The 18,099-nt window shown below is 63.8% G+C and carries 19 protein-coding genes; 12 read left to right on the forward strand and 7 right to left on the reverse strand.

Going from position 1 to position 18,099, the window contains the following annotated elements; translation table 11 throughout:
• Positions 1–53: 53 nt before the first annotated feature.
• Positions 54–1,478 carry a carbohydrate porin gene (locus tag B0G74_RS40445; protein ID WP_243658564.1) on the reverse strand — a complete coding sequence of 475 codons (1,425 nt, stop codon included), beginning with the start codon at positions 1,476–1,478 and terminating at the stop codon, positions 54–56.
• Here B0G74_RS40445 and B0G74_RS47215 point away from each other — a divergent pair.
• The 10 genes from B0G74_RS47215 to hutC (B0G74_RS40490) all read left to right on the forward strand — a co-directional run bounded on the left by B0G74_RS47215 (position 1,417) and on the right by hutC (B0G74_RS40490) (position 10,420).
• A complete protein-coding gene (locus tag B0G74_RS47215) occupies positions 1,417–1,749 on the forward strand; it encodes a hypothetical protein (protein ID WP_243658570.1) in 333 nt (110 codons plus the stop codon). The two genes, B0G74_RS40445 and B0G74_RS47215, sit on opposite strands and share 62 nt — an antisense overlap.
• 163 nt (positions 1,750–1,912) lie before the next feature.
• Entirely contained in the window at positions 1,913–2,596 is a 684-nt protein-coding gene (locus tag B0G74_RS40450; RefSeq protein ID WP_132382783.1) for a hypothetical protein, read from the forward strand.
• A 181-nt stretch (positions 2,597–2,777) separates the two neighbouring features.
• Positions 2,778–3,614 carry an arylamine N-acetyltransferase gene (locus B0G74_RS40455; protein ID WP_132382785.1) on the forward strand — a complete coding sequence of 279 codons (837 nt, stop codon included), beginning with the start codon at positions 2,778–2,780 and terminating at the stop codon, positions 3,612–3,614.
• 12 nt (positions 3,615–3,626) lie between these two features.
• Positions 3,627–4,307, forward strand: a complete 681-nt coding sequence (locus B0G74_RS40460; protein ID WP_132382787.1) for an isoprenylcysteine carboxylmethyltransferase family protein — start codon at positions 3,627–3,629, stop codon at positions 4,305–4,307.
• Positions 4,308–4,598: 291 nt separating this feature from the next.
• A complete protein-coding gene (locus B0G74_RS40465; RefSeq protein WP_132382789.1) occupies positions 4,599–5,459 on the forward strand; it encodes a transporter substrate-binding domain-containing protein in 861 nt (286 codons plus the stop codon).
• Between the two features lie 99 nt (positions 5,460–5,558).
• Entirely contained in the window at positions 5,559–6,281 is a 723-nt protein-coding gene (locus B0G74_RS40470; protein WP_132382791.1) for an ABC transporter permease subunit, read from the forward strand.
• A 14-nt stretch (positions 6,282–6,295) separates the two neighbouring features.
• Positions 6,296–7,051, forward strand: a complete 756-nt coding sequence (locus B0G74_RS40475) for an ABC transporter permease subunit (protein ID WP_106280534.1) — start codon at positions 6,296–6,298, stop codon at positions 7,049–7,051.
• A gap of 35 nt (positions 7,052–7,086) precedes the next feature.
• Positions 7,087–7,878, forward strand: a complete 792-nt coding sequence (locus B0G74_RS40480) for an ATP-binding cassette domain-containing protein (RefSeq protein ID WP_012426714.1) — start codon at positions 7,087–7,089, stop codon at positions 7,876–7,878.
• Positions 7,879–7,916: 38 nt separating this feature from the next.
• Positions 7,917–9,566, forward strand: coding sequence for a histidine ammonia-lyase (gene hutH / locus B0G74_RS40485; protein ID WP_132382793.1), 1,650 nt, complete (start codon positions 7,917–7,919; stop codon positions 9,564–9,566).
• A gap of 92 nt (positions 9,567–9,658) precedes the next feature.
• Positions 9,659–10,420 (forward strand): histidine utilization repressor, encoded by a 762-nt coding sequence (gene hutC / locus B0G74_RS40490; RefSeq protein WP_132382795.1) that lies wholly within the window; start codon positions 9,659–9,661, stop codon positions 10,418–10,420.
• 24 nt (positions 10,421–10,444) lie between these two features.
• Here the strand turns inward: hutC (B0G74_RS40490) and hutC (B0G74_RS40495) are convergent, their stop codons facing one another.
• From hutC (B0G74_RS40495) to B0G74_RS40515, 5 genes are all read right to left on the reverse strand, one after another.
• Positions 10,445–11,248 (reverse strand): histidine utilization repressor, encoded by an 804-nt coding sequence (gene hutC / locus B0G74_RS40495; protein ID WP_132382797.1) that lies wholly within the window; start codon positions 11,246–11,248, stop codon positions 10,445–10,447.
• Positions 11,249–11,300: 52 nt separating this feature from the next.
• Positions 11,301–12,170 carry an amino acid ABC transporter ATP-binding protein gene (locus tag B0G74_RS40500; RefSeq protein ID WP_132382799.1) on the reverse strand — a complete coding sequence of 290 codons (870 nt, stop codon included), beginning with the start codon at positions 12,168–12,170 and terminating at the stop codon, positions 11,301–11,303.
• Positions 12,171–12,189: 19 nt separating this feature from the next.
• Positions 12,190–12,852 (reverse strand): amino acid ABC transporter permease, encoded by a 663-nt coding sequence (locus B0G74_RS40505; protein ID WP_132382801.1) that lies wholly within the window; start codon positions 12,850–12,852, stop codon positions 12,190–12,192.
• Between the two features lie 21 nt (positions 12,853–12,873).
• Positions 12,874–13,524 carry an amino acid ABC transporter permease gene (locus tag B0G74_RS40510; protein WP_132382803.1) on the reverse strand — a complete coding sequence of 217 codons (651 nt, stop codon included), beginning with the start codon at positions 13,522–13,524 and terminating at the stop codon, positions 12,874–12,876.
• Between the two features lie 89 nt (positions 13,525–13,613).
• Positions 13,614–14,441 carry a transporter substrate-binding domain-containing protein gene (locus tag B0G74_RS40515; RefSeq protein ID WP_132382805.1) on the reverse strand — a complete coding sequence of 276 codons (828 nt, stop codon included), beginning with the start codon at positions 14,439–14,441 and terminating at the stop codon, positions 13,614–13,616.
• 288 nt (positions 14,442–14,729) lie between these two features.
• Between B0G74_RS40515 and B0G74_RS40520 the strand changes: the two genes are divergently transcribed.
• A complete protein-coding gene (locus B0G74_RS40520) occupies positions 14,730–15,719 on the forward strand; it encodes a 2-oxoglutarate and iron-dependent oxygenase domain-containing protein (RefSeq protein ID WP_132382807.1) in 990 nt (329 codons plus the stop codon).
• Entirely contained in the window at positions 15,716–17,128 is a 1,413-nt protein-coding gene (locus B0G74_RS40525; protein ID WP_132382809.1) for an FAD-binding oxidoreductase, read from the forward strand. The genes B0G74_RS40520 and B0G74_RS40525 overlap by 4 nt, the downstream gene beginning before the upstream one ends.
• A 22-nt stretch (positions 17,129–17,150) precedes the next feature.
• On the opposite strand, the gene B0G74_RS40530 is transcribed toward B0G74_RS40525, so the two are convergent.
• On the reverse strand, positions 17,151–17,933 hold the full coding sequence (locus B0G74_RS40530) for a substrate-binding domain-containing protein (protein WP_132382811.1): 783 nt from the start codon (positions 17,931–17,933) through the stop codon (positions 17,151–17,153).
• Positions 17,934–18,099 lie beyond the last annotated feature (166 nt).

Consider the following 18,099-nt stretch of genomic DNA (forward strand, 5'->3'; position numbering starts at 1 on the left):
TCATGAATGGGATTCGATTGGGTCGGTAGCGTGTGAATGGGGCGCGGACGTCATCAGAAGTTGATGTTGGTCCGCACGCCGATGACGAACGTGTTGCGCAGCGGCTGCGTCGGATCGTTCGGATTCTGGCCGGCGCCGGCGTTGAACGTGTATTGCGCGTCCGCTTGCAGTTGCCACCACGGATTGACCTGGTACTGGTACGTCGCCTCGAGCGTGGTTTCGCTGGTGCGTATGCCGTACGGGCTGTTGCTGAATGCCCGCGCATCCGTATCGAGGCCGTTCACGTGATTGCCAACCTTGATGTAGGTGAGCGCGAGGCCGACGCTGTCGTTGTCGCGGCCGGCGAACGGCGCTTTCATCACGACGCCGAGGTTGGCAGCGAGACTCACCAGGTTGCGGTCGCCGGGCGCGCCCATCACGCGGGCAAAAACGCCGATGCTGCGCGGCTCGTCCGGGTCCGGACGCCAGATCATCTGGTCCGCCACGGCGTAGAAGCTGTAGTCGCCGTGATGATTCTGGGCGATGCCGCTGCTGGCCGGATTGGCGAGCGACAAGCCGGTATTGTCGTAGCGCTGATCCGCGAAGCTGCCGTTGTTGTACCAGACACCGAGCTTGTAGGTGCCGGGCAAACCGCCGCCGCCCGCGCCGACCATTTCGCCGTCGGCCGGCTGGTTGATCGCGTACTGCAACTCGCCGATGAACAGCGTACTGTTGTGCAGGTTGAAGTTAGTGCCGCTCTTGTTGTCCGGGTTGTTGCCGAGCGGGTCGCCGTCGTATACGCCGGCCAACGCCGTCAACGCAGGCGTGATCTGGCCGCGCACGCGCACGCCGAGGTCCGACAGCGGATACGCCGGGCCGCCGGACGGCATGTCGTACGAGGGCAGGGCCGGCCAGCCGAACATCGTGTTGACGAACAGCGCCGAGTACTGACTCGTGATGAACTCCTGGTCGATACTTTGCTGACCGATCTTCACGTCGATACGCTTGTTCAGGAACGACTGCTGATACCACAATTCCCATAGACGGGTTGCGTCGTCGGCTTCGATGCCGCTCGCCGTATTCAGCGTGCCGAGCTTGTTGGCGCTGAGGTTGGCGCCATGGATCTGCAAGGCGCTGACGTTGAACAGGCCACCCGGCAAACCGAACGCTTTTTGCGTGTCCAATTGCACGGTGCCCGTGGTCAGGCCGTCGTAGTCGGCGCCGCGCGCGAGACCGCCGCGCAGGTTGGCGAGCACTTCGCTGGTTTCGGTGAGCGTGAAGGTCACGCCGTATTTGCCGAGCCACGGGCGCAGGCCGCCTATGTCGCCGAGCATCTGCTGTCGATTCCAGAAGCCGGTCCACTGGTTCGTCTGGGTCGCCTGAATCTTCAGGTCGGCCTCGGGCGCTTCCGGCGCCGCGTCGGGATTGGCTTCGGCCATGGCGGCGCCAGCTGTCAGCGACGCCCACGCGAACGCCGTGCAAAGCGCGGCACGCCGCATGGAGGGCAAACGCGAACGGCGCGTGGTGTTGGCGCGCGGCACGGAATCGCGAAACGGACGGGCTGCTACGCCGGGTCCGCTGAAATGGGCGAACTTCATCGAAATCCTTATTGGTGTTGTATCGACTGATTTGAACCATCGCGGCGCATCGCCGCATGCCCGCGATTTGCTGCATTGGTTCGCGACGCCAACTGCAGCAGATTGCGAGATCGTACGCATGCGGATTTGGTGCGTCAACACAAATGAGAACGATTCGCATCAATATTACTGACATATAACTTTGCTCTTTACGTACTGCTACTAAACGGCATTTGCACGTAATTTGCAGAGAATGAGAACGTAATGAATCTGTATGGTGGTGGTCGTATGAACGCGTTCCGGGGTGGGGTGTCGAACTCGCACGAGTACCCGAAACGCCAATACAGGAGGTGGATATGAACAAACGCAGAATGTTGATTTCGTTGCTGGCGAGCGGCGGTATGCTGGTGAGTGGCGTCTCGAATGCGCAACTGAATCTCAAACAGTTCGGCATAGGCGGCGGCGACAGTTCCGCGGGCGCTGGGGCGACGGCGTCGTCCGGCGGCGTGTCGCAACTGTTGCAGACCTACGTGGGCGCGAACCAGCAGGTGCTCAGCGGTCAGTCGAGTCTGGCCTCGGCGATGGGGATGAGCAGCGCGGCGGGGCAGGCGCAGCAGGCGGCGGGATTGTTGAGCGGCGGCACGCCGTCGGTGAGTCAATTGACGCAGATGGGCAGCACGCAGCAGTCGCTCTCGCAGACGCTGACCCAGGCCTTCGCTAGCCGCGCGAGCGGTGGTGCGTCGGCTACGCCGATCAACAAGGAGGCTTTCACGGACGGCCTGTCGTCGCTCGGTAAAGGCGTGAGCCAGTATTCGAGCCTGCAGTCGGGGCTCGGCAGCATCGGGCAGATGAATCCGTCGTCGCTGTTGCAGGCCGGCATGAATCCGCAGACGGCGCAGAGCGCGTCATACATCGCGCAATCGGCGCCGGGGCAGTTGCAATCGTTGATGTCGACGCTGAGCTCGGCCGTGCAGTTCGCGTCGAGCCACGGCATCAGCGTGCCGTCGATTGCGACCTCGGCGCTAAAGGGCGGTCAATAAGAAACCGGTTCGGAAATGAACGCCGCCCTCGTTCGGGCGGCGTCGACCGGCGGCTACGAAAACAGGTAAAGGCCGCCACAGCGAGCGGACCACAAAAGCGGCTATGATCGATTTCCAAAACCGCACGGCGGCGCATCACCGATAAACGTCCTGTGTCCAAAACCATACCGGAACCCTGCCGATGTCTCACACAGTGAATCTGGACCACTACTTCGCCCGCATTGGCTATGAAGGCCCGCGCGCTGCAACGCTGGAAGTCCTTCAGGCGCTTCACCGGTTGCACCCGCGCGCGATTCCGTTCGAGAACCTGAACCCGCTCACGCGGCGTCCGGTGCAACTGGATCTCGAATCGGTCGAGCGCAAACTCGTCACCGAACACCGCGGCGGCTACTGTTTCGAACAGAACGCGCTATTCGCCAACGTGCTGATGCAGTTGGGCTTCGAGGTCACGCCCTTGCTCGGGCGCGTACTGTGGGGGCGCGAATCAGATGCGCCGCCGCCGCGCACGCACATGGTGTTGCGCCTCGACATCGAGAACGAAGCCTGGATCGCCGACGTGGGTTTCGGCAGCGTGACGCTGACCGCGCCGCTGCGGCTGACCGCGGGCCTCGCGCAGCCCACCGAACTCGGCACGTTCCGTCTCGCCGACGCATCGCGCGACGCGCTTTTTCTCGAAGTGCAGGCGCGCGACGAAAGCTGGGCGCGGGTCTACCGCTTCGATCTGCAACCGGTCGAGTGGATCGATTACGAAACCTCGAACTGGTACACGTCGACCTCGCCGGAAGCGATTTTCGCGAGCACGCTGATCGTGTGCCGCGTGCTTCCCGAAGCGCGGCTCGCGCTGCTCAACGATCAACTGAGCGAACGCGCAGCCGATGGCCGGCTCATCAGCGAGCGGCAACTCAGGAGCGCCGGCGAACTCGCGGCGTGCCTGCGCGATCAGTTCGGCTTGAACACTGGTGAGATCGACATCGCCGAAATTTTCGACCGCGTGCGCATGCCCGCGAAAACCGCGTAGCAACGAACCGTCATGGTCGCGCGCCTCGTCTTTCAAACGGTGGTCTGGCTGGTGGGCATGGGCGCGCTGCTGTTCGGCGCGGCGGGCACCTTGGCATGGCCGGCCGGGTGGTGGTATGTGATCGAGTTGGGCGTGCTGAGCCTGTGGATCGGTTTGTGGCTGGCGCGCCATGATCCGGGCCTGCTCGCTGAGCGACTGTCGCCATTCGTGCAGGAGCAGCAAAGCCGCTGGGACCGCGTTTTCATGGTGAGCGTCTCCGTGGCGTGGTGCGGCTGGCTCGTCCTGATGGCGTTCGACTCAATGCGCTTTCACTGGACCGCGCCGTTGCCGGTGGCGCTGGTCAGCCTCGGCTCGCTCTGCGTGTTCCTCTGTCTCTTCATGTGCCGCTTCGTGTTCCAGGCCAATAGCTATGCCGCGCCGGTCGTGAAGATCCAGGCGAGCCGCGGACATAAAGTGATCGACACCGGTCTTTACGCGCATATCCGTCATCCCATGTATTCCGCCGCGCTGCTGCTGTTCGTCGGAACGCCCTTGCTGCTCGGATCGTGGTGGGGACTCGCCTTCGTGCCGGTCATGGTGATCGGCATCGGCTGGCGCGCGGTGCGCGAAGAGCGCGTGCTGGCCGCGCAACTCGACGGTTACACGGACTACATGGCGCGCGTGCGTTATCGCTTCGTGCCGTTCATCTGGTAGGGCGTATCGAACCGCCGTCTCCGCGCGCGTTTGCTCAGCTTGCATCAACCTGTCTAGACAAAACGAATTGCGCTTGCCGGTGTTGCGAAGCACGCCGTGCATCTTCCGCGCACTAGGAACTCCCCGAAAAGCCACGCCACGCTGCGTCTTCTAGGGGCTTACCCGATGATTCCGCCAATTTCTCGCAAATTCTCTTGCGACAGCTTTTTGACTCATGCAGACTTGTCTATACAAATTAAGCGGCGGTTAAACATCCGGCTCGACGGTTTCCTCAATCAAAGGAGTTTCGACGTGAAAGTGAAGCGCACGACGGCAGCAAAAGCATTGATCGGCGCCGTTTTCGGCGCCGCGGCGATTTTCGCGGCACCGGTGCAGGCCAAAGACTGGAAGACGGTGACGATCGCGCTCGAAGGCGGCTACGCGCCGTGGAATCTGACCTTGCCGGGCGGCAAGCTGGGCGGCTTCGAACCCGAACTGGTCGCCAACCTGTGCGAGCGCATCAAGCTGCAATGCAATCTCGTGGCGCAAGACTGGGACGGCATGATTCCCGGTCTGCAGGCGGGCAAGTTCGACGTCCTGATGGATGCGATCTCGATCACGCCGGAGCGTGAAAAGATCATCGCCTTCTCGAAGCCGTACGCCGCCACGCCTGCCACGTTCGCCGTGGCCGATGCGAAGGTGTTGCCCAAAGCCGCGCCGGGCTCGGCCGTCGTCAAGCTGTCGGGCGACCCGAAAGCCGACCAGCCGACCGTCGACGCCTTGCGCAAGCAGTTGAAGGGCAAGACCATCGGCATCCAGTCGGGCACGGTCTACACCAAGTTCATCAATGACGGCTTCAAGGACATTGCTACGATCCGCGTCTACAAGACCTCGCCCGAACGCGATCTGGATCTGGCCAATGGCCGCATCGACGCCTCGTTCGACGACGTGACGTACTACGCCGCCAACATCGACAAGAAAGAAACCGCGTCGATCGTGATGGCCGGCCCGAAGATCGGCGGCCCGATCTGGGGCCCGGGCGAAGGCCTCGCGTTCCGCAAGCAGGACGCCGACCTGAAAGCGAAGTTCGACACCGCGATCAGCGCCGCGCTCGCCGACGGCACCGTCAAGAAGCTCTCCGACAAGTGGTTCAAGACCGACGTCACGCCTTGATTCGCCTTCACGTTAAGAGGCAACGGCAGGCGCGTGGCGAAAACCAGCGCATGCCGGCCGGTTCGATCCGCCGCATTGGATGAAGATGAGAGGTAGGAAATGGCTCTGATACAGATGCTCGGCTTCGGGCCGGAAGGCTGGGGCGGCGTATTGCTGCTCGCGGCGTTGATGACGGTGGCGCTCACGCTCGCGGCGCTCGCGGTCGGCGCCGTGTTCGGCGCGCTGGTGGCGGCCGCCAAGCTGTCGCGTTTTCGTACGCTGCGCGTGGTCGGCGATATCTACACCACCGTGTTTCGCGGCGTGCCTGAACTGCTCGTCATCTACCTGTTCTATTTCGGCGGCTCGACGCTCGTCACGACCGTCGGCCAGTGGTTCGGCGCGGAGGGTTTCGTCGGCGTGCCGCCGTTCGTGGTCGGCGCACTGGCCGTGGGCATGATTTCAGGCGCGTATCAGGCCGAGGTGTACCGCTCGGCGGTACTGGCGGTGTCGCGCGGCGAACTCGAAGCGGCGCGCTCGATCGGCATGCCGACGCTGACCATGGCGCGGCGCATCCTGATTCCGCAAGTGCTGCGTTTCGCGTTGCCCGGCATCGGCAACGTCTGGCAATTGAGCCTGAAGGATTCGGCGCTGATCTCCGTGACGGGCCTCGCCGAATTGCTGCGCACGAGCCAGGTGGCGGCGGGTTCCACGCATCAGTACTTCACGTTCTTCGTAGTGGGCGGTGCGCTCTATCTGCTCATGACCAGCATCTCGAACCGGGTCTTCAACCGTGCCGAAGCGCACGTGGGCCGGTCCTTCAAGCGCAACTTCGCGCGTAACTGACGAGGGCGGCCATCATGCATTTCGACTTCGACTTTCTGTTCGACACGATCAAGCAACTGCTCGGGGCCGTGCCGACCACGCTCGGCCTGTTCTTCTGCTCGCTGATTCTCGGCGGCCTGCTCTCGCTCGTGATCGTCACGATGCGCGTGTCGCCGCACTGGCTGCCGAATCGCTTCGCACGCGCTTATATCCTCGTGTTCCGCGGCTCGCCGCTGCTGATCCAGATGTTCCTCGTGTACTACGGCATGGGCCAGTTCGGGGTGATACGCGAGAGCTTCCTGTGGCCGGTGCTGCGCGAGCCCTACATGTGCGCGGTGTTGTCGCTCGCGCTATGCACGGCCGGCTATACCGCCGAGATCATTCGCGGCGGCTTGATGGCCGTGCCGGTCGGTCAGATCGAGGCAGGTTATTCGATTGGCCTGTCGGGCTTCGCGTTGCTGCGCCGCGTGATCGGCCCGATCGCCTTGCGCCAGTGTCTGCCGGCGTATTCGACTGAAGCGGTGCTGCTCGTCAAATCGACGGCGCTGGCGAGTCTCGTCACCGTGTGGGAAGTCACCGGCGTTGCGCAACAGATCATTCAGCAAACCTATCGCACGACGGAAGTCTTCATCTGCGCCGCGCTGATCTATCTGTTCCTGAATTTCGTCATCGTGCGGCTGCTCGGCATGCTCGAAACGCGTCTGTCGCGCCATCTGCGCGCGGCGCGTCCGCAGGCCGCGGCGAACCGCCCGGTTTCCGCCACCACCGAAGCACGCCGCGCCGCGCCCTGAACGGCCGCCCATCCTGGATGAATCTGGAGAATCCCATGAACGCTACGGCACCCGTTGCACTGTCGGTCAAGAACATTCACAAATCGTTCGGCGACCATCACGTGCTCAAAGGCATTTCGCTCGACGCCCATCAAGGCGACGTGATCTCGATTCTCGGCGCGAGCGGCTCGGGCAAGAGCACCTTCCTGCGCTGCCTGAATCTGCTCGAAACGCCCGACGACGGCTCGGTTTCGCTCGCCGGCGAAGAGTTGAAAATGAAGCGCCGCGGCGACGGCAAACTGCAACCGAGCGACCGCCGCCAGGTGGACCGGGTGCGCTCGCAACTCGGCATGGTGTTCCAGAACTTCAATCTCTGGTCGCATATGACGGTGCTGGAAAATCTGATCGAAGGGCCGATGCGCGTGCAAAAACGCAGCCGCGCCGAGTCGGTGGAAGAGGCGGAAGCGCTGCTCGCGAAAGTCGGTCTTGCGGAAAAACGCGGCCACTATCCGGCGCATCTTTCAGGCGGTCAGCAGCAACGCGTGGCGATTGCGCGCGCATTGGCGATGCATCCGAAAGTGATGCTGTTCGACGAACCGACGTCGGCGCTCGATCCCGAACTGGTGGGCGAAGTGTTGCGCGTGATGCGCTCGCTGGCCGAAGAGGGCCGCACCATGCTGGTCGTCACGCACGAAATGGGTTTCGCGCGCCATGTATCGAATCGCGTGATGTTCCTGCACCAGGGGCAAGTGGAAGCCGACGGCACGCCCGACGAAGTGTTTGTCGAATGCAAGTCGGATCGGTTCCGGCAATTCGTTTCGAGCCATCAGGACCGCACCACCAACTGATCAGCATCACCAGATAACCTACCAAGCAGAGCACTGACATGGCCGTGATCCGTTCCGATCGTCCTCTCGACTGGGCTCAGGTGGCAGCGGTTGCCGCCGGCGAGCCGCTCGAACTTTCCGCCGGCGCCCGCGCGCGCATCGCGGCGGCGCGTGTGCTCGTCGAACAGATCGTCGAGCGCGGTATTCGCGCGTATGGCGTGAATACCGGCGTAGGCGCGCTGTGCGACGTGATCGTCTCGCCCTCCGAACAGCGCACGTTGTCGCGCAACATTCTGATGAGCCACGCGGTCGGCGTCGGCGCGCCGCTCGGTGTCGCCGAAACGCGCGCGATCATGGCCGCGGCCGTCAATAACTTCGCGCACGGCCACTCGGGTATTCGCCTCGAAGTCGCGGACCAACTGGTGGCGCTGCTCAACGCGGATTGCCTGCCGGAAGTGCCGGCGTTCGGCTCGGTCGGTTATCTGAGCCACATGGCGCATATTGCGCTCGTCTGCATCGGCGAGGGCTACGTGCGCTTTCGCGGCGAGCGGCTCAAAGGACGCGACGCGCTGCAACGCCTCGGGCTCGAGCCGCTCGTGCTCGAAGCCAAGGAAGGGCTGAGTCTGGTCAACGGCACGCCGTGCGTCACCGGCCTCGCCGCGTTGGCGCTCGCGCGCGCCGAACGCCTGCTCGATTGGACCGATATGGTCGCCTCGATGAGCTTCGAGAATCTGCGCGGCCAGCTCGCGGCTTTCGACGAAGACTCGCTGGCCTTGCGCATCTCGCCGGGGCTGAACCTGGTCGGCGGGCGGATGCGCGCCGCGCTGGCCGACAGCGGCATTCTCGCGGCGGTGGTCGGTCAGCGTACGCAAGACCCGCTGAGCATGCGGACCATTCCGCACGTGCACGGCGCCGCGCGCGACGTGCTCGCCGCGACCGCCGACGTGGTGAATCGCGAGCTCGCCTCGATTACCGATAACCCGATCGTAGCCGGCACGCCGGAAGAGCCACGCGTGTATTCGCAGGCGCACGCGGTGGGCGCCTCGATCGCGCTGGCAATGGATAGTCTCGCCACCGCGATCGCACAAGTCGCCGCGATGGCCGAGCGGCGCCTCGACCGTCTCGTCAATCCGCTGGTGAGCGGCCTGCCGGCGTTTCTCGCCGAGCCGGGCGGTACCTGTTCCGGCTTCATGATCGCGCAGTACACTGCGGCGTCGCTGGTCGCGCAGAACCGGCGGCTCGCGCTGCCCGCGAGTCTCGACGGCGGCATCACTTCGGCTTTGCAGGAAGATCACCTGTGTCATGCCACGCCCGCCGCGCTGAAGGCGCTGGAAATTATCGACAACGCCGGGCGCATCGTCGCGATCGAATTGCTGGCGGCGGCGCAAGCCTACGACCTGCAAAGTATCGACGCGCCACGCGCACCGCACACCGGAGCGTTGTGGCAGCGCGTGCGCCGCGCCGTGCCGACCTATCGCGACGACCGTCCGCTCGCGGACGACATGAGCGTCGCCTTTCGCATGATCGCCGACGAAGCGCCGCCGCCGTTGCCGAACCCTGGTAACATTGGCCCTCGGCCGGTCAGGTCCGTCGACGGCGCGGAGATGATGGCGCCGGCAACGCTTACGAATCTGGCGGCCGCGGGCCACGTCCGCGCGGCCGCGAGCATCGCCGTCAACGACGGGCAGGCCGCCGCGCACATGGCATGACTCGGACGATGCCGGTGAGCGGGCTTACCCGCCGGCGAGCCGGCCAAGGTGTACCAACCAAGTACAACCCGCGTACCACCCACGAGGTCGGAGTGAACACAACTACAAACGCGCGAATCGCGGAGACGCAGGACCGCCCTGATCGCGGCCAGGAGACACCCGCGAAAGCCATGCCTGCCTATGAGCAGATCAAACGCTACGTGATCAGGCGCATCAGCGAAGGGGACTGGAAGCCCGGCGGGTTGATCCCGTCCGAAACGGAACTGGTGAAGGAATTTGGCGTCGCGCGCATGACGGTGTCGCGCGCGCTGCGCGAATTGACCACCGAACGCGTGCTCACGCGCGTGCAAGGCTCCGGCACATTCGTCGCGCCACAGCGCTACGAATCGACGGTGCTGGAAATCCGCAACATCGCCGACGAAATCGCCGCGCGCGGTCACCGCCATTCGGCGCGTGTGCTGACGCTCGAACCGAGCGACGACCCGCAGGCGCTCGAAGCGCTCGGTCTCGCCAGCGGACCGGCGTTTCATTCGTGCATCGTGCACAGCGAGGAGGGCGAGCCGATCCAGTACGAGGACCGCTACGTCAATCCGAAGGTGTTCCCCGATTATCTGGAGCAGGACTTCACGATCGAGACGCCGAATCACTACATGGTGCGGCTCGCGCCGATTCAGCGCGCCGAGTTTCGCATCTATGCGCAGAAGCCCGACGCCTATGTGCGCCGGCATCTGTTGATGGATATCGGCGAGCCGTGCCTGCAACTATGGCGCCGCACGTGGGTGGGCGACGACGTGGCGACGTCGGTGCAGTTGTGGCACCCGGCGTCGCGTTTTCATCTTGCGGGCAACGTCTAACGTAGTACGACGCGTGCCGCGTTTTCAACCCTGGCGTTGCGACAGATCCGGCGAGAAGCGGCAGCCTAGCCGATAACGCGATCCAGGGTGCACGAAACGCGCGAACGTGACCGCCACGCCGCTCGTCCACGTGCGGCGCATCAGCGTGAGGCACGGTTCCTCCGCACGGATTTCGAGCAGTTCGGCTTCGGCGCGCGTGGGCAGGCCGGCGTCGACCACGTGTTCGACGTCGTGCGCCGGCACGATGTCGAACAGATATTCCGACGGCCTCACCGCCGAAAAATCCTGCAGCAGAAAATCCGGCGCGACGGCCGGATTCACAAACCTATCCTCGAGTTGCACCGGCAAGCCGTTCTCGCGATGCACGCAGATCACATGAAATACCGAAGCACCCAGCGCGAGCCCTAACGCGTTCGATACCATCACGGACGCCGTTTCGCGTTGCGACAGGACCGTGTCGCAGCGGTATTCATGGCCCCGCGAGCGGATCTCGTCGCCGATATGGGCGATCATCAGCAGCGTCGATTGCGGCTTGCTTTGCGCGACGAAGGTGCCGACACCTGAGACTCGCGTTACCAGTCCTTCTTCGGCGAGTTCACGCAGCGCGCGGTTGACGGTCATGCGCGACACGCCGAGCGTCGCCACCAGATCGAGTTCCGACGGCAGACGGTCGCCCGCGCGGCGCTCGCCCGATTCGATGATGTGACGGATATGGCTCTTGACCTGTTCGTAGCGCGCGGCCGGCGCGTCGGCCGCGGCGCGTGCGGCTTTCATGGCCGACGCGGGAAGCGGCTTGTCGTGGGTGCGGCTGCGAACGGTGGAGGACATCGGCGGCCCTTGTGTCAGCGTCCGCGTGAAGCAGGCAGAAACCGGCGCGTGTTCATAGCGGTTGCGCTTCGTCGGGGCCGCGCGTCCAGAACGCGTTGCGGTCGAAGTAGTTTTGCAGGAACTGCCGCAAGCGCGGCTGCCCTGCATCGTGAAAGACATCGCGCGGTTTGCCTTGCACGGCGATCCGGCCTTGATCGATGAACATGACTTTGTCCGCGACCTGCGCGGCAAAGCCCATTTCATGCGTGACCACCGCCATCGTCATGCCGTCGCGCGCGAGCTGCTTCATCACTTGCAGCACTTCGCCAACCAGTTCCGGATCGAGCGCCGAGGTCGGCTCGTCGAACAGCATGATGTGCGGCTCCATGGCGAGCGCGCGCGCAATCGCCACACGTTGTTGCTGGCCGCCCGAAAGCTTGGCCGGATACGCGTCGCCCTTGTGTCCGAGGCCGACCGTTTCGAGCATCGCGTTGGCGCGGCGGCGCGCTTCATCGCGTGATAGATGCCGTACACGCAGCAACGATTCCATCACGTTGCCGAGCGCCGTCATATGCGGCCACAGATTGAACTGCTGAAACACCATGCCGACGTTGCGCCGCACGCGGTTGATTTCGCTTTGCGACGCGCGCACGCGTTTGCCGTTGCGCTCGCTATAGCCGAGCAGTTCGCCTTCGATGCGCACGTCGCCCTGATCGTAGGTTTCGAGCGCGGCGAGGCAGCGCAGCAGCGTGCTTTTGCCCGAGCCCGACGGCCCGATGATGCACACCACTTCGGAGCGCGCGATCTCGAGATCGACACCGCGCAGCACTTCGACTTCACCGAAGCGTTTGCGCAAATCGCGCACTTCGATCAGCGGCTCGCCGGACGATGGTCCGACGGTAGCGGTGGATGCGGAAGAGGGCATGTCGGCGATGGCGTTCATAAGAGGCTCCCGTTTCCGTTCATGCCATGAAGCGCGCGATGCGGGCCTCGGCCCACATGCCCGCGCGCGAAGTCAGTTCGACCAGCGCGAGATAGCACACACACAGCACCAGCAGCGTTTCGACGAAAGCAAAGGTGGCCGAGCCGATGCCGGTCAGCACGAACGTGAGTTCGGGCACGGTGACGATGGACAGCACGGCCGTCTCCTTGCTCAGCACGATAATCAGATTGGTCAGCGCGGGCACGATCAGCACGAGCATTTGCGGCACCTGAATGCGCACGACCGCCTGCCAGCGCGTGAGGCCAAGACACGACGCTGCTTCCAGATGACCCGGCGGCACGGATTGAAAGCCGGAGCGAAAGGCTTCGGCGAAATACGCGCTGCCGTAAAGGCCCAGACCGAGCACGCCGGCGGTCATCGGTTCGAGCGTGAGCCCGAAGGACGGGCCGCCGTAATACAGCAAAAAGAGTTGCACGAGAAACGGCGTGCCGCGAAACAGTTCGATATAGAAGCGCAATATGCCGCGCACCCAGCGTCCGCAAAAGAGTTGCAGCACGGCAATCAGAAAGCCGATCAGGATGCCGATCGCGACGCCCGCGGCCCAGGTGCCGAGGGTCGTGGCGAGGCCCGCGGCGATCGGCTGCAGGTTGTGCGTGATGACGGTGGGATCGAGCTTTTGCATGGCGTGGTGTCGATGTCGAGCTCAGGCGTGCTGCAAGCGGTATTCGGCGGCGTGCGCGACGAGCGCGAGCGCACCGCAGATCACGAAGTAGATCAGCCCGGCCGCGACGTACGCTTCGAGCGGCCGGTAGGTGCTGGCCGCAATGTTCTGCGCAGTGCGTGTCAACTCGGCCACGCCCACCACCGAGATCAGCGACGAAGCCTTGATCAGAAGCACCATTTCATTGACGAGCGAGGGCAGCGTCAAACGAAACGCTTGCGGCACGAGAATGCGGCGCAGCATGTCGAACGGCAACAGCCCGAGCATGCGCGCGGCTTCGAGATGGCCCGGCGGAACGCTGAGAAAACCGCCGCGCAATATTTCGGCGATATACGACGCGGAGCACAACGACACCGCGCTGAGCGCCGCCACGATCGGCGACACGTTGATGCCCGCGAACGGCAACAGGTAATACACGAGCAGCAACTGCACCAGCATCGGCACGCCGCGAAAGAAGAACACATAAGCGCCGCCGAACATGCGCGCCGCGCGGTTCGGCGAGAGCCGCGCCGCGCACACGCCGATCGCGACGAAGAAACCGATCAGGAGACCCGTCAGCGAAATGCCGATGGTGGCGAGCGCCGCATGCAGCAGCAGCGGCAAACCCTGGAGAAAGACGGTCGTGCTGAACATAAGCGTCGCACTCGCTGGAACGGGGAGGGCGATGCGGCTCGTGGCAAAGGCCGCATCGCGTGCATCAAGACACGTGCAACATCAGTCGATCAATAGTTCGGCGCGGGCATGGTCGTCGGCGCGTCCATTGCGACACCGAACCATTTCTTCTGCAACGCGGCGAGGCGTCCGTCGCTATGCATTTTCACGAGCGCGGCGTTGAAGGCATCGGCGAGCGGTTTGCTGTCCGCGTCTTTACGCAGGCAGTAAGCGAAGTACACCTTTGCGCCGAACGGCGGCTGCACCACGGCGAACGTCTCCGGGCGCTGCTTGGCCACGTACGCGATGTTGGTCATGGAGTTCGCGACCGCCGCGATGCGACCGGCGGCGAGATCGGCGTAAGCCTGATTGTTGTCGACGTATTCGCGGATTTCAGGCGGCTTCGGCAACGTGGCGACATAGGCCTTCAACTGGTCGAGCTGCGCCGAGCCTTTGCCCGCGCCGACCGTCTTGCCCGCGATATCCGACGATTGCTTGACTGACGTATCGTTCGCGCGTTTGAGCAGCGCGTCGGTGGCGTCCGCGATCGGCAGCGTGTACGTGTAGCGCTCCATGCGCGCCTTGGTGACGGTGAGCGGGCCGCCGACCATGTCGAACTTGCCGGCTTCCAGACCCGGCAGCACGCTTGGCCACGGCAAGTCGATAAAGCGCACCTTCACGCCCATTTCCTTGCCGACCTCGGCGAACAGATCCTTGTTGAAACCCGCTTGCTGACCGTTTTCGAGGAAGTCGAAGGGCGCGAACTGCATCTCGGTGCCGACCACCAGTTCGCCGGCTTTCTTCACTTTGGCGAGCTGGTCTTCCGCGTGGGCGGTGACGCTTGCCGCGCACAACGCCAGCATGACCAAACGACATTTCCAGCCTGCAAGGATGCTCATGGGATTCTCCGGTTGGCAAAGCGGTGCCGCGCGCAAGGGGTGCCCGAATCGAGTCCGGTCGGATTCGGCGCGAGTCATGCGAGGCAGTATATACCGCAGTTTTCGCGCGAAATAAATAAACGCGCGAGTAGAGAAAAGCCCTTATACGAAGCGCTGCAAAGCAACTTGCGGGTACGCTTTTGGCGGTATATACAACTGCAATGCATGAGGCGGGAACGCGTCTTCCCGCAGACGATTCAAGCGCCACCTTTCATCTGCCGATTCAGCCGGACTTTCAGGAGCAGCGCGATGCCCGTGACCCGTATTCCGATCATCGATCTCGCTGGCGTACGCGCGGGCGACCCGCAGGCTTTGCCGCGCGTGGCGCGGGAAATCCGTGAAGCGTGCACGACGATCGGCTTCTTCTACATCATCAATCACGGCGTGCCGCAGGCGTCGATCGATGCCGCCGCGCAGGCCGCCCGCAACTTCTTCGCGTTTCCGGTGGAGACCAAGCGGCGCGCGGCGGTCAATCAGCGGCACCGCGGCTTCAACGCGCTTGGCGACGCGACCATGTACCAGGCCAAGCGTCCCGACTACAAGGAGTTTTTCAGCATCGGCCTCGAGTTGCCGGAGGACGACCCCGACGTGCTGGCCGGCCAGGCGTTGCGCGGACCGAACAATTGGCCGGACTTCATGCCGGAGTTGCGTCCTGCGCTGTATGGCTACTACGAGGCGGTCGCCGCATGCGGCGCCGATCTGCTGCGCGCGGTGGCGGTGAGCCTCGGCGTCGATGAGCAATTCTTCGCGCCGCGTTATACGAAACGGATGCAGCGCACGCAGATGGTCTACTATCCGCCGCAGCCGCCCCAATCGGACGAAGATCAGTTCGGCGTCGCGCCGCATACTGATTACGGCTGCATCACGCTGCTGTGGCAGGATCAGGTGGGCGGCCTGCAGGTGCGCGAAATCGCCAACGATACGTGGGTGGATGCACCGCCGGTCGACGGCAGCTTCGTGGTCAACGTCGGCGATCTGCTGGCGCGCTGGACCAATGACCGCTTCCGCTCCACCTTGCACCGTGTGATCAACACATCGGGACGCGAGCGTTATTCGATCGCGACGTTTTATGATCCGACGTACGGCGCGCTGGTCGATCCGCGCGATCTCGGCACGAGTAACGCCGATCTCAAGTATCAGCCGGTCGCCGCGGGCGACTATATTCTCGGGCGTATCAACGACTCGATGGGCTATCGGAAGAAACACGCCGTTGAAGGCGCGCAAGGAACCACTGCATGACAGACAACAGAATGGCGAATCACGCAGCGCCGCTTGCCGCGACACTCGACGCGCTGCGCGCCGCGCTCGGTGAAGACAGCGTACGCGTGGGCGAGCAGATCGGCGAACGCGCCATGACCGACTGGACGCGTCACGAACCGACGCGACCCGCCGCCTTGCTGCTGCCGCGCACCACGGAGCAGGTGTCGCGGGCGCTCGCCATTTGCCATGCGGCTCATCAGCCGGTGGTGCCGCAGGGCGGCATGACCGGCCTCGCGGGCGGCGCGATTGCGCGCGCCACGGATATTGCGTTGTCACTCGAACGGCTGGACGGTGTCGAAGAAGTGGATGCCGCGTCGGCCACGCTGACCGTGCGCGCCGGCACCACGTTGCAAGCCGCGCAGGAAGCCGCCGCTGAAGCCGGCTTCGAACTCGCGCTCGATCTCGGCGCGCGCGGTTCCTGCCAGATCGGCGGCAATCTCGCGACCAACGCGGGCGGCAACCGGGTGATCCAGTCGGGCACCGCGCGCGACCAGGTGCTCGGTCTCGAGGTCGTGCTGGCCAATGGCGACGTGCTCACGTCGCTCGGCAAGATGGTCAAGAACAATACCGGCTATGACCTGAAGCACTGGTTCATCGGCTCGGAGGGCACGCTCGGCGTGATCACGCGCGCGGTATTGCGACTGCATCCGCAGCGTGCCGCGCGCCATACGGCGCTGGTCGCGCTCGACGGCTACGACGCCGCCGTGAATCTGCTGCGCCGTTTGTCGACGCGCTTCGGCAACGATATCGGCGCATTTGAAATCATGTGGCCGGACTTCTACGACTTCGGCGTGAAGCTGACCGGCACGCGCTCGCCATTCGACAACGCGCATCCGCTCTATGCGCTGATCGAACACGCCAGCTTCGATTCGGCCGACGACGGCGAGCGTTTCTCCGCCGCGCTGACCGAAGCGCTCGACGCGAGTGCGATCCGCGACGCGGTGATCGCGCAGTCGGTGGCCGACGTGCGCGCGCTATGGGCGATTCGCGAATGCACCGCGGAGTTTCCGGTGCGGCTCGACGCGATCAATTTCGACGTGAGCCTGCCGATCGGCGAGATCGGCGTCTTCGTGGAGCGCTGTCGCGCAGCGCTCGACCAGCGCTGGCCGGGCAACGCGTCGTATTTCTTCGGGCATATCGGCGACTCGAATCTGCATGTCACGGTGGACGGCCATTCGATCCCCGGCGTCGATCATCACGCGGTGTACGCGTTCGTCTACGACATGCTCGGGCCGTTACATGGTTCGGTGTCGGCGGAACACGGCATTGGGTTGCTCAAGCGCGAGTTCTTGCCGATCTCGCGCTCGCTGGCGGAGCTGGCGGCAATGGCGGCGATCAAACATGCGCTCGACCCGCACGGCATTCTGAATCCAGGCAAGCTGTTTTGACCGCGCTACGCCGCCACCAGCTTCAATGCGTGGCGACGGAATCCAGCCCGGTCGATCTGACAGCAGCTTGAGCGTCGGGAGAGGCGAGGTAGTCGAGCAGCGCTTTCGCTTCTTTCGGATGCTGTGCACCGACCGGAATCCCCGCGGCGTAGCGCGTGACCGATTGCACCGACTCCGGAATCTTCCCGACGAAGCTGGCGCCCGCGACTGGCAGCAATTCGCTGACCTGCTGGAATCCCACTTCGTAATCACCGTTGGCAACGACCGACGCAACCGGAATTTTCGGCACCATCTTCGCCTTGGCCTTCACCTGATCTTCGATGCCGAGCCGCTTGAAAAGCTCGCGCTCGATATAGACGCCGCTGGCGCTGTCCGAGTAAGCGATGGATTTCGCATGCAGCAAGGTCTCTTTCAGCGCATCGACCGAACCGATGTCCGGCTTCGGCGCACCGTCGCGCACGGCCATGCCGATGCGCGAGTCCGCCAGTTCGACGCGCGAGCCGGGCATCACTTTGCCTTGCTTGATCAGATCGTCGAGCGCGTAGCCGACCATGATGACCACGTCCGCGTGTTCGCCGTGTTCGAGGCGGTTCGGAATGGCTTCCGGCGATTGGCCCATCGACGGCCCGAGTATCGTGTCGAGCGTATTGCCCGTCGACGCCGAGAACTTGGGACCGAGCAGTTTATAGGCGGCGGTGAAGCCGCCCGAACTCATGACATGAAGCTCCGCCGCCTGCACCTGCGAGGCGGCAACCGCGTTGCCCAGCAAGCCGGCAGTCAATACGGACAGAAGGAATGTTTTCATTGGCGTAAGCATGAAGGTCTAAGGTGCACGATAGCGTTGCAGGGTATAGACCATACATGAACGGCAGCCAAACGAGAACCCGCCGGATGCTGTTGAAACCCGGCGTGTGAGCGAGACGTAAGGAAGGCGCGCTTGGCTCGCGCGCGCCTTTCAGATACCGCCTACG

The sequence above is a fragment of the Paraburkholderia sp. BL9I2N2 genome, from assembly GCF_004339745.1.
GTDB lineage: Bacteria > Pseudomonadota > Gammaproteobacteria > Burkholderiales > Burkholderiaceae > Paraburkholderia.

Bases quoted from the DNA above. Each gene is read 5' to 3' on its own strand.
- B0G74_RS40460 (WP_132382787.1), top strand. From the start codon at position 3,627: ATGGTCGCGCGCCTCGTCTTTCAAACGGTGGTCTGGCTGGTGGGCATG.
- B0G74_RS40470 (WP_132382791.1), top strand. From the start codon at position 5,559: ATGGCTCTGATACAGATGCTCGGCTTCGGGCCGGAAGGCTGGGGCGGC.
- B0G74_RS40500 (WP_132382799.1), bottom strand. From the start codon at position 12,170: ATGAACGCCATCGCCGACATGCCCTCTTCCGCATCCACCGCTACCGTC.
- hutH (WP_132382793.1), top strand. From the start codon at position 7,917: ATGGCCGTGATCCGTTCCGATCGTCCTCTCGACTGGGCTCAGGTGGCA.
- B0G74_RS40480 (WP_012426714.1), top strand. From the start codon at position 7,087: ATGAACGCTACGGCACCCGTTGCACTGTCGGTCAAGAACATTCACAAA.
- B0G74_RS40445 (WP_243658564.1), bottom strand. From the start codon at position 1,478: ATGCGGCGTGCCGCGCTTTGCACGGCGTTCGCGTGGGCGTCGCTGACA.
- B0G74_RS40450 (WP_132382783.1), top strand. From the start codon at position 1,913: ATGAACAAACGCAGAATGTTGATTTCGTTGCTGGCGAGCGGCGGTATG.
- B0G74_RS47215 (WP_243658570.1), top strand. From the start codon at position 1,417: ATGGCGGCGCCAGCTGTCAGCGACGCCCACGCGAACGCCGTGCAAAGC.
- B0G74_RS40505 (WP_132382801.1), bottom strand. From the start codon at position 12,852: ATGCAAAAGCTCGATCCCACCGTCATCACGCACAACCTGCAGCCGATC.
- B0G74_RS40455 (WP_132382785.1), top strand. From the start codon at position 2,778: ATGTCTCACACAGTGAATCTGGACCACTACTTCGCCCGCATTGGCTAT.
- B0G74_RS40475 (WP_106280534.1), top strand. From the start codon at position 6,296: ATGCATTTCGACTTCGACTTTCTGTTCGACACGATCAAGCAACTGCTC.
- B0G74_RS40525 (WP_132382809.1), top strand. From the start codon at position 15,716: ATGACAGACAACAGAATGGCGAATCACGCAGCGCCGCTTGCCGCGACA.
- B0G74_RS40530 (WP_132382811.1), bottom strand. From the start codon at position 17,933: ATGAAAACATTCCTTCTGTCCGTATTGACTGCCGGCTTGCTGGGCAAC.
- B0G74_RS40510 (WP_132382803.1), bottom strand. From the start codon at position 13,524: ATGTTCAGCACGACCGTCTTTCTCCAGGGTTTGCCGCTGCTGCTGCAT.
- hutC (WP_132382797.1), bottom strand. From the start codon at position 11,248: ATGTCCTCCACCGTTCGCAGCCGCACCCACGACAAGCCGCTTCCCGCG.
- B0G74_RS40515 (WP_132382805.1), bottom strand. From the start codon at position 14,441: ATGAGCATCCTTGCAGGCTGGAAATGTCGTTTGGTCATGCTGGCGTTG.
- B0G74_RS40520 (WP_132382807.1), top strand. From the start codon at position 14,730: ATGCCCGTGACCCGTATTCCGATCATCGATCTCGCTGGCGTACGCGCG.